We start from the raw sequence: 10,066 nt of genomic DNA on the forward strand, positions 1-10,066 counted from the left end.
CGCCGCCGAGGCGGACCAGGGCGCCCTGGTGGACCGGGTCGGCGCGGCCGTCTCCGACCTCACCAAGGCCACCCTGGCCGGCACCCTGCGCGCGGTCGTCCGCGAGGGCTGGGGCGACACCCTGCCCACCCGCTTCGCGGTCATCGGCATGGGCCGCTTCGGCGGGCACGAGCTGGGCTACGGCTCCGACGCCGACGTTCTGTTCGTGCACGAGCCGAGGGAGGGCGTGGCCGAGCAGGAGGCGGCGGCCGCCGCCAACCGGGTCGTCGCCGAGATGCGCCGGCTGCTCCAGCTGCCCAGCGCCGACCCGCCGCTGCTCATCGACGCCGACCTGCGCCCGGAGGGCAAGTCGGGGCCGCTGGTGCGCACCCTGAAGTCGTACGAGGCGTACTACCGCCGCTGGTCCCTGGTCTGGGAGTCACAGGCGCTGCTGCGGGCCGAGCCGGTGGCCGGCGACCCCGACCTGGGCCGGCGCTTCGTCGAGCTGATCGACCCGCTGCGCTACCCGGCCAAGGGGCTCACCGAGGACGCGGTGCGCGAGATCCGCCGGCTGAAGGCCCGGATGGAGTCCGAGCGGCTGCCGCGCGGCGCCGACCCCAAGCTGCACACGAAACTCGGCCCCGGCGGCCTGTCCGACGTGGAGTGGACGGTCCAGCTGCTCCAGCTCCGCCACGCCCACCACGAGCCCGGCCTGCGCACCACGCGCACCCGCGAGGCGCTGGCCGCCGCCCGCGCGGCCGGGCTGCTGTCCGCCGAGAACGCGGAGATACTGGACGAGGCCTGGGTGCTGGCGAGCCGGGTGCGCAACGCGGTGATGCTGGTGCGCGGCCGGGCCGGGGACACCTTCCCGACCGAGCCGCGCGAGCTGGCCGCGGTGGGCCGCTACCTCGGCTACGGCGCCGGCCACGCCGGGGACATGCTGGACGCCTACCGCCGCACCACCCGCCGTGCCCGCACGGTCGTGGAGGACCTGTTCTACGGAGACTGACCGAAGGCCCGGGTTCCCCGCGCGGCCTCACACGGACGGCGCCGACCCCCACGCCCGCCGGGCGGGCCGGGGGGCCAGCCGCGGCAGCGCGTAGGGCCGGCTGCCGTAGCAGAAACGGGCCGCCGTGAAGCCGAAGGCGAGGCAGACCATCCCGCCCACCGCGTCCAGCCAGAAGTGGTTGGCCGTGGCGACGATCACCACCAGGGTGAGCGCCGGATACAGCAGCCCCAGCACCCGCGCCCACGGCACCGACGCCAGCGCGCACACCGTCAGCCCGCACCACAGCGACCAGCCGATGTGCATCGACGGCATCGCCGCGTACTGGTTGGACATGTGCTTGAGGTCGCCGGAGGCCATCGAACCCCAGGTGTGGTGCACCATCACGGTGTCCACGAAGTGGCCGCCGCGCATCAACCGAGGGGGCGCGAGCGGGAACAGGTAGTAACCGAGCAGGGCCACACCGGTGGTCGCGAACAGCACCAGCCGGGTCGCCGCGTACCGGCCGGGATGCCACCGGTACAGCCACACCAGCACCCCGAGCGTGATGACGAAGTGCAGTGTCGCGTAGTAGTAGTTCATCCCGATGATGAGCCAAGACACCGAGTTGGCCGCTTGGTTGACCGTCTGCTCCACGCCGACGCCGATCGCGTGCTCGAACCGCCAGATCCGGTCCGCGTTGCGCAGCGCCGCGTCCCGCTGCTCGGGGACGGCGTTGCGCACCAGCGAGTACGTCCAGTAACTCACCGCGACCAGAAGGATCTCGAACCACAGCCGGGGCGGGCGCGGGCGCGGCCTGCGCGGCCGGCCCGGTCTGTCCTCGCCCGTGACGGCCCGCGGAGCGGCCACCTCCTCGCGACCGTCCGGCTCTGTCACGGTCGAGTCACTCATGGTCACAGAGTCTGCCAGAAAAGGTTGTTTCCCCGGCCGATCATCCCAAGCCCGGCTCCGCCGCGCACCTTCTGGGCCTGGCCCGGGCCACGAGACCGGACCCCGCGGCCGGGGAGCGGGCCCGGCCCCGCGGCCTACGTCGCCCGCGGACCCTGCGGGGCCGAGGCGGTCGAGCCGCGCACCACCAGCTCCGGCATGAACACGAACTCGCTGTGCGGCGCCGGGGTCCCGCCGATCTCCTCCAGCAGCGTGCGCACCGCCGCCTGTCCCATCGCCGGGACCGGCTTGCGGACCGTGGTCAGCGGCGGGTCGGTGAAGGCGATCAGCGGGGAGTCGTCGAAACCGACCACCGACACGTCCCGGGGCACCTCCAGCCCCCGCTGCCGGGCCGTGCGTATCGCGCCCAGCGCCATCATGTCGCTGGCGCAGACCACCGCCGTGCAGCCCCGCTCGATCAGCGCCGCGGCGGCGGCCTGGCCGCCCTCCAGCGTGTACAGCGAGTGCTGGATCAGCTCGCTCTCCACGGTCTGCGCGGGGAGTCCCAGCTGGTCCTGCACGGCCCGCACGAAGCCCTCGATCTTGCGCTGCACCGGCACGAACCGCTTGGGCCCGAGAGCGAGCCCGATCCGGGTGTGCCCGAGGGACGCCAGGTGGGTCACCGCGAGCGCCATCGCCGCCCGGTCGTCGGGGGAGATGAACGGCGCCTGCACCTCGGGCGAGAACCCGTCCACCAGCACGAACGGCACGCCCTGCGCCCGCAGCCGCTCATAGCGCTGCATGTCGGCGGTGGTGTCGGCGTGCAGCCCGGAGACGTAGATGATCCCGGCGACCCCGCGGTCCACCAGCATCTCGGTCAGCTCGTCCTCGGTCGACCCGCCCGGGGTCTGCGTGGCGAGCACCGGGGTGTAGCCCTGGCGGGTCAGCGCCTGGCCGATGACCTGCGCCAGGGCCGGGAATATCGGGTTCTCCAGCTCGGGCGTGATCAGCCCGACCAGGCCCTCGCTGCGCTGCCGCAGCCGTACCGGGCGCTCGTAGCCCAGGACGTCCAGGGCGGCGAGCACGGACTGGCGGGTGGTGGCGGCGACGCCCGGTTTCCCGTTGAGGACCCGGCTGACGGTCGCTTCGCTCACCCCCGCCTGCGCAGCGATGTCGGCAAGCCGTGTGGTCACGCCACTGGACTGTACCGGTCGGCCCCGCCCTTGCACACCGGCCGGACGCCGGGCGCGGGTGGCCGAACGGCCGGCCGTGGGTTGCTGCCTCATCGCGGCTCCCTCGAATCATGGTGGCAAGAGCTTGCAGAGTCTTGCACAAGTGTCCATCGGCCGCCGAGCGGTTACGAGTGGGTAACCATCGTGTTCCCTTGCACTTTTTTTCTGCAAGGTCTTTCGCCGCGCTTACATCGCTGTTACGTTCCCTGTCGCCCGGCCGCGGCAACGGCGCAGTCGGCAAGTCGCAAGGGGCGGACGGGACCGCCCCCTGTACCAATCGGGCTTTAACCCTCAAGGAGAACTCATGCGGCGTGGCATAGCGGCCTCCGCGCTGGTGGCGTCCCTCGCCCTCACGGCGACGGCGTGCGGCGGGAGCGACGGCGACGGCGGGAAGTCGGACGGCCCGGTCACCATCACCTGGTGGGACACCTCCAACGCCACCAACGAGGCGCCGACGTACCAGGCCCTGGTGAAGCAGTTCGAGGCCGCGCACAAGGACATCAAGGTCAAGTACGTCAACGTGCCCTTCGACCAGGCGCAGAACAAGTTCGACACCGCGGCCGGCGCCACCGGCGCCCCGGACGTGCTGCGCTCCGAGGTGGGCTGGACCCCGGCCTTCGCCAAGAAGGGCTTCTTCGTGCCGCTGGACGGCACCGAGGCCCTCGCCGACCAGGCCAAGTTCCAGCCGAGCCTGATCAAGCAGGCCCAGTACGAGGGCAAGACCTACGGCGTGCCCCTGGTCACCGACACCCTCGCGCTGGTCTACAACAAGGCGCTGTTCGAGAAGGCCGGCATCACCGAGGCCCCCAAGACCTGGGACGAGCTGAAGGCCGCCGCCGCGAAGATCAAGGACAAGACCGGGGTCGACGGCTACTGGGGCTCCACCCAGGCCTACTACGCCCAGCCCTTCCTCTACGGCGAGGGCACCGACACCGTCGACGTCGCCGCCAAGAAGATCACCGTGGACTCGGCCGCCGCGCGGAAGGGCTACGGCACCTGGCAGAGCCTGTTCTCCGGCAAGGGCCTGCACAAGGCCGACACCACCGCCGACGCCTACGCCCACATCCAGGACGCGTTCGTCAACGGCAAGGTCGCCGCGATCATCCAGGGCCCCTGGGAGATCACGAACTTCTACAAGGGCAGCGCCTTCCAGGACAAGAAGAACCTGGGCATCGCCACCGTCCCGGCCGGCTCCGCCGGCAAGGCGGGCGCCCCGACCGGCGGCCACAACCTGTCGGTCTACGCCGGCTCGGACAAGGCCCACCAGGAAGCGGCCCTGAAGTTCGTGAACTTCATGACCTCCGCGCAGGCGCAGGAGACCGTCGCCCTGAAGAACTCCACCCTGCCCACCCGCTCCGACGCCTACACCGCGAGGGTCAAGGCCGACCCGGGCATCGCCGGCTACCAGGGCGTCCTGGCCGCCGCCCAGCCCCGCCCGGCACTGCCCGAGTACAGCTCCCTGTGGGTCCCGCTCGACACCGAGCTGGCCAAGGTCGCCGGCGGCAAGGAGTCGCTGGACAAGGGCCTGGGCAACGCCGAGCTGGCCATCTCCAAGCTGGTGGACGGCTTCGGCAAGTGAGCCCGGGTGGCCGCCGGCCGCTCCCGCCGCCCGCGGGGGAGGATCCGGCGGCCACCGCCCCGCGCCCAGCCCAACCCCTGATCCTTTGAAGGTGTCGAACCATGACAGTCGCCATCGACCGCGCCACCGGCAAGCGCCGCGGTGACCGCGCGCCTCGTCCCGGGCTGGGGCAGCGCGTCAAGAACGGCTTCCAGAAGTACTGGTACGCCTACGCGATGATCGCCCCGGTGGTCGTCGTGCTCGGCGTCCTCGTCGGCTACCCGCTCGTGCGGGGCTTCTACCTCACCCTCACCGACGCCAACAGCCTCAACTCGGCGCGCACGATCGGCGTCAACCACATCGACGCCACGTACAAGTTCGTCGGCCTCGACAACTACCGGGACATCCTGTTCGGCCCGACGGCCTACGACCGGTTCTGGTCGCACTTCCTGTGGACCGTCTTCTGGACGGTCGCCTGTGTCACCCTGCACTACGCCTTCGGCCTCGGCCTCGCGCTCATGCTGCAGCAGAAGCTGCGCGGCCGCACCGTCTACCGGCTGCTGCTCGTCCTGCCCTGGGCCGTGCCGACCTTCGTCACCGTCTTCTCCTGGCGGATCATGCTCGCCGACTCCGGCGCGCTCAACCAGCTCCTCGGCGCCCTCCACCTGCCCCAGCCGGAGTGGCTGGAGGACACCTTCTGGCAGCGGTTCGCCGCGATCATGGTGAACACCTGGTGCGGTGTGCCGTTCATGATGCTCTCGCTGCTCGGCGGGCTGCAGTCCATCGACTCCACGCTCTACGAGGCCGCCGAGATGGACGGCGCGAGCGCCTGGCAGCGCTTCCGCCACGTCACCCTGCCCGGGCTGCGCGCGGTCAGCTCCACCGTGGTCCTGCTCGGCATCATCTGGACCTTCAACCAGTTCGTCATCATCTTCCTGCTGTTCGGCAAGAACTCCGCCCCGGACGCCCAGATCCTCGTCACCTGGGCCTACCAGCTGGGCTTCGGCCAGCAGCCGCGCGACTTCGCCCAGTCCGCCGCCTACGGCGTGCTGCTGCTGTCGATCCTCACCGTCTTCACCTCCTTCTACTTCCGCTGGCTGAAGCGCAATGACCAGCTCGCCGTCTGACGCCGCAGGAGCCGCCGCCATGAGCACCACGACCCTGGACACCACCGAGACCGCTCCGGCCCCCGCCGCCGTGCCCGCTCGCCGCACCCGCCGGCGCGGCGAGCGCGGACCGCTCGGCACCGCCCTGCTGCACGGCGGCCTCGCCCTGGCGAGCCTGATCGCCCTCGCCCCGGTGGCCTGGCTGTGCTACCTGTCCCTCGGCCCGGACAAGGACGACTACCTCCACCCGGGCGGCATCGCCGGCAAGCTGACCTTCTCCAACTACGACTTCGTGCTCCGGCACACCGGCTTCTTCGACTGGTTCGAGTCGACGCTGATCGTGGCCCTCGGCACCACCGTCATCGGTGTCCTCGTCGCCGCCACCACCGGCTACGCGGTCTCCCGGATGCGCTTTCCCGGCTACAAGCCGCTGATGTGGGTCCTGCTGCTCACCCAGGCCTTCCCGATCGCCATCCTGATCGTGCCGATGTACGAGATCTTCAGCGAGCTCGGCCTCATCGACACCTACTGGGCGCTGATCGCCATCAACTGCTCCACCGCCGTGCCCTACAGCGCCTGGCTGCTCAAGGGATACTTCGACACCATCCCGTTCGAGATCGACGAGGCCGGCCGGGTGGACGGGCTCACCCCCTTCGGCACCTTCTTCCGGCTGATCCTGCCGCTGGCCCGCCCGGGCCTGGCCGTGGCCGCGTTCTACACCTTCATCACCGCCGTCGGCGAGGTCGCCTTCGCGACGACCTTCCTGCTGGACGACTCCAAGTACACCTTCGCCGTCGGTCTGCAGACCTTCGTCAGCGAGCACGACGCCCAGTGGAACTACATGGCCGCCACCGCGGTGCTGATCGCGATACCGGTGACGGTGTTCTTCTACCTCGTGCAGAAGAACCTGGTCACCGGCCTCACCGCCGGCGGCACCAAGGGCTGACGCCCGCACCAGGCCAGGCGGGCCGCGGTGGCCCATCCGACCCCGCTGTCACCGCGGCCCGCCTCGCACCCCGGCAACCCGACGACCGCCCACCATGCCCCAGTTACGTATCAAGGACGCCATGAGCCAGCAGCACTCCGCCGCACCGGCCCGCCACCTCGCCACCGTCTCCGTCGGCGACCGCCGCGACTGGTGGCGCGACGCGGTCATCTACCAGGTCTACCCGCGCAGCTTCGCCGACGGCAACGGCGACGGCATGGGCGACCTGGAGGGCGTACGCTCCCGCCTGCCGTACCTGCGCGACCTCGGTGTGGACGCGGTGTGGCTGAGCCCCTTCTACGCCTCCCCGCAGGCCGACGCCGGCTACGACGTCGCCGACTACCGTGCCGTCGACCCGATGTTCGGCTCCCTGCTGGACGCCGACGCGCTGATCCGCGACGCCCACGAGTACGGTCTGCGCGTCATCGTGGACCTGGTCCCCAACCACTCCTCCGACCGGCACGAGTGGTTCAAGCGCGCCCTCGCCGAGGGCCCCGGCTCACCGCTGCGCGAGCGCTACCACTTCCGCCCCGGCAAGGGGGAGAACGGCGAACTGCCGCCCAACGACTGGGAGTCCATCTTCGGCGGCCCGGCCTGGACCCGGGTCACCGAGCCCGACGGCACCCCGGGCGAGTGGTACCTGCACCTGTTCGCCCCCGAGCAGCCCGACTTCAACTGGGACCACCCGGCCGTCGGCGACGAGTTCCGCTCGATCCTGCGCTTCTGGCTGGACATGGGCGTCGACGGCTTCCGTATCGACGTCGCCCACGGCCTGGTCAAGGCCCCGGGACTGCCCGACCTCGGCGCCCACGACCAGGTCAAACTGCTGGGCAACGACGTCATGCCGTTCTTCGACCAGGACGGCGTGCACGCCATCTACCGCCAGTGGCGCCGCATCCTCGACGAGTACTCGGGTGACCGCATCTTCGTCGCCGAGGCGTGGACCCCGACCGTCGAGCGCACCGCGAACTACGTCCGCCCCGACGAACTCCACCAGGCGTTCAACTTCCAGTACCTGGCGACGGCGTGGGACGCGAAGGAGCTGCGGTCGGTCGTCGACCGCACCCTGGACGCGATGCGCCCCGTCGGCGCCCCCGCCACCTGGGTGCTGTCCAACCACGACGTCACCCGGCACGCCACCCGCTTCGCCAACCCGCCCGGCCTCGGCACCCAGATCCGCACGGCCGGCGACCGCGAGCTGGGCCTGCGCCGCGCCCGCGCCGCCACCCTGCTGATGCTCGCCCTGCCCGGCTCGGCCTACCTCTACCAGGGCGAGGAACTGGGCCTGCCGGACGTCGTGGACCTGCCCGACGAGGTGCGCCAGGACCCGGCGTACTTCCGGGGCGCGGGCCAGGACGGCTTCCGGGACGGCTGCCGGGTGCCGATCCCGTGGACCCGTACGGGCTCCTCCTACGGCTTCGGCGACGGCGGCAGCTGGCTGCCCCAGCCGCCGGTCTGGGCCGAGCTGAGCGTGGAGGCGCAGACCGGGGTCCCCGGCTCCACGCTGGAGCTGTACCGGTCGGCGCTGCGGATCCGCCGGGAGCGGCCGGACCTGGGCGCGGGCGAGTCGGTGGAGTGGCTGCGCGCGCCGGAGGGCGTCCTGGCCTTCCGGCGGGGCGACTTCGTGTGCGTGGCCAACACCGCCGGCGAGTCCGTGACGATCCCCTCCTACGGCCGGGTGCTGCTCGCCAGCGCCGAGGTCACCGAGACGGACGGCCAGACGAAGGTGCCCGCCGACACCACGCTCTGGTGGGCCGCGGAGCGCTGACGCCCGTACCGGCGGGGCGCCCTGACGGCCCGTCGGAAAGCCGTCCCGCATCACCTCCCCGACGGCCCGCCGCCTTCCGGGCGGCGGGCCTTTGCCCTCTGCGTCACCGCAAGCCGGCTGAAAAGTTTCAGCAATCGCTTCAGCACCCCACTGCCTTCAACGTCGAAGGAACCCCACATGGCACGCAGAACGCTCGCCACGGCGGCCGCCCTCGCCGCCGCCTTGTTTGGCATGACCCCGACGACCGCCGAGGCCGCCCCGCCCGGCACCAAGGATGTCACCGCCGTCCTCTTCGAGTGGAACTACGCCTCCGTGGCCAGGGAGTGCACCACCGCTCTCGGCCCGGCCGGCTACGGATACGTCCAGGTCTCCCCGCCCGCCGAGCACATACAGGGCGCCCAGTGGTGGACCTCGTACCAGCCGGTGTCGTACAGGATCGCCGGCCGGCTCGGCGACCGCACGGCGTTCCGGAACATGGTCGACACCTGCCACGCGGCCGGGGTGAAGGTCGTCGCCGACGCCGTCGTCAACCACATGTCGGCCGGCTTGGGCACCGGCACCGGCGGCTCGCCGTACACCAAGTACGACTACCCGGGCCTGTACTCGGTGTACGACTTCGACGACTGCACCGCCCAGGTCTCGGACTACTCCGACCGCTGGAACGTCCAGCACTGCGAACTCGTCGGCCTGGCCGACCTGGACACCGGCGAGGAATACGTCCGCAAGACGATCGCCGGCTATCTGAACGACCTGCTGAGCCTGGGCGTGGACGGCTTCCGGATCGACGCGGCCAAGCACATACCGGCCGCGGACCTGGCGGACATCAAGAGCCGGCTGACCAACCCGTCCGTCTACTGGAAGCAGGAGGTCGTCTACGGCGCGGGCGAGGCCGTCCAGGCCTCCGAGTACACCGGCAACGGAGACGTCCAGGAATTCCGCTACGCCTACGACCTCAAGCGGGTCTTCACCGCCGAGAAGCTCGCGTACCTGAAGAACTACGGCGAGGGCTGGGGCTACCTGAGCGGCTCGGTCGCGGGCGTCTTCGTCGACAACCACGACACCGAGCGCAACGGCAGCACGCTCAACTACAAGAGCGGGGCGGACTACACCCTGGCCAACGTCTTCATGCTGGCCTGGCCGTACGGCGCCCCGGACGTCAACTCCGGCTACGAGTGGTCGGACGCCGACGCCGGCCCGCCGAACGGCGGCCGGGTCGACGCCTGCTGGCAAAACGGCTGGAAGTGCCAGCACGCCTGGCCGGAGATCAAGTCCATGGTCGCCTTCCGCAACGCGACCCGGGGCCAGGCGGTCACGAACTGGTGGGACAACGGCGGCAACTGGATCGCCTTCGGCCGGGGCACCAAGGGCTACGCGGCCGTCAACCACGAGCCCGGCAGCATGACCCGCACCTACCAGACCTCCCTGCCCGCCGGAACGTACTGCGACGTCCAGGGCAACAGGCCGGTGACCGTGGACTCCAGCGGCCGGTTCACCGCCACCCTGGCCGCCGACACCGCCCTGGCGCTCTACGCCGGCAAGCCGAACTGCTGAGGAGCCACCCCAGT

General features: G+C 71.1%; 7 protein-coding genes and 1 pseudogene. 6 read left to right on the forward strand and 2 right to left on the reverse strand.

The window, feature by feature from the left end; all coding sequences use genetic code 11:
• Positions 1 to 988: pseudogene (locus H5J33_RS13095) on the forward strand (bifunctional glutamine-synthetase adenylyltransferase/deadenyltransferase); the annotation flags it as partial.
• A 27-nt stretch (positions 989 to 1,015) separates the two neighbouring features.
• Here the strand turns inward: H5J33_RS13095 and H5J33_RS13100 are convergent.
• Together H5J33_RS13100 and H5J33_RS13105 are read right to left on the reverse strand one after the other, a co-directional pair.
• Positions 1,016 to 1,876 (reverse strand): phosphatase PAP2 family protein, encoded by an 861-nt coding sequence (locus H5J33_RS13100; protein ID WP_181795076.1) that lies wholly within the window; start codon positions 1,874 to 1,876, stop codon positions 1,016 to 1,018.
• A 134-nt stretch (positions 1,877 to 2,010) separates the two neighbouring features.
• The gene (locus tag H5J33_RS13105) at positions 2,011 to 3,045 is read right to left on the reverse strand and encodes a LacI family DNA-binding transcriptional regulator (RefSeq protein ID WP_181795077.1); all 1,035 of its coding nucleotides are present in this window, start codon (positions 3,043 to 3,045) and stop codon (positions 2,011 to 2,013) included.
• 343 nt (positions 3,046 to 3,388) lie between these two features.
• On the opposite strand from H5J33_RS13105, the gene H5J33_RS13110 reads away from it, so the two are divergent.
• From H5J33_RS13110 to H5J33_RS13130, 5 genes are all read left to right on the forward strand, one after another.
• Positions 3,389 to 4,663, forward strand: coding sequence for an extracellular solute-binding protein (locus tag H5J33_RS13110; protein ID WP_181795078.1), 1,275 nt, complete (start codon positions 3,389 to 3,391; stop codon positions 4,661 to 4,663).
• 101 nt (positions 4,664 to 4,764) lie between these two features.
• Positions 4,765 to 5,769 (forward strand): carbohydrate ABC transporter permease, encoded by a 1,005-nt coding sequence (locus H5J33_RS13115; protein WP_181795079.1) that lies wholly within the window; start codon positions 4,765 to 4,767, stop codon positions 5,767 to 5,769.
• A 19-nt stretch (positions 5,770 to 5,788) separates the two neighbouring features.
• Positions 5,789 to 6,694 (forward strand): sugar ABC transporter permease, encoded by a 906-nt coding sequence (locus H5J33_RS13120; RefSeq protein ID WP_181795080.1) that lies wholly within the window; start codon positions 5,789 to 5,791, stop codon positions 6,692 to 6,694.
• Positions 6,695 to 6,815: 121 nt separating this feature from the next.
• Positions 6,816 to 8,501 (forward strand): glycoside hydrolase family 13 protein, encoded by a 1,686-nt coding sequence (locus tag H5J33_RS13125; protein WP_181795082.1) that lies wholly within the window; start codon positions 6,816 to 6,818, stop codon positions 8,499 to 8,501.
• A gap of 177 nt (positions 8,502 to 8,678) precedes the next feature.
• Entirely contained in the window at positions 8,679 to 10,052 is a 1,374-nt protein-coding gene (locus tag H5J33_RS13130) for an alpha-amylase family protein (protein WP_181795081.1), read from the forward strand.
• Positions 10,053 to 10,066: the final 14 nt, after the last annotated feature.

The organism is Streptomyces sp. WELS2, from assembly GCF_013870595.1.
Classification (GTDB): domain Bacteria; phylum Actinomycetota; class Actinomycetes; order Streptomycetales; family Streptomycetaceae; genus Streptomyces.

Bases quoted from the DNA above. Each gene is read 5' to 3' on its own strand.
- H5J33_RS13110 (WP_181795078.1), top strand. From the start codon at position 3,389: ATGCGGCGTGGCATAGCGGCCTCCGCGCTGGTGGCGTCCCTCGCCCTC.
- H5J33_RS13100 (WP_181795076.1), bottom strand. From the start codon at position 1,876: ATGAGTGACTCGACCGTGACAGAGCCGGACGGTCGCGAGGAGGTGGCC.
- H5J33_RS13120 (WP_181795080.1), top strand. From the start codon at position 5,789: ATGAGCACCACGACCCTGGACACCACCGAGACCGCTCCGGCCCCCGCC.
- H5J33_RS13125 (WP_181795082.1), top strand. From the start codon at position 6,816: ATGAGCCAGCAGCACTCCGCCGCACCGGCCCGCCACCTCGCCACCGTC.
- H5J33_RS13115 (WP_181795079.1), top strand. From the start codon at position 4,765: ATGACAGTCGCCATCGACCGCGCCACCGGCAAGCGCCGCGGTGACCGC.
- H5J33_RS13130 (WP_181795081.1), top strand. From the start codon at position 8,679: ATGGCACGCAGAACGCTCGCCACGGCGGCCGCCCTCGCCGCCGCCTTG.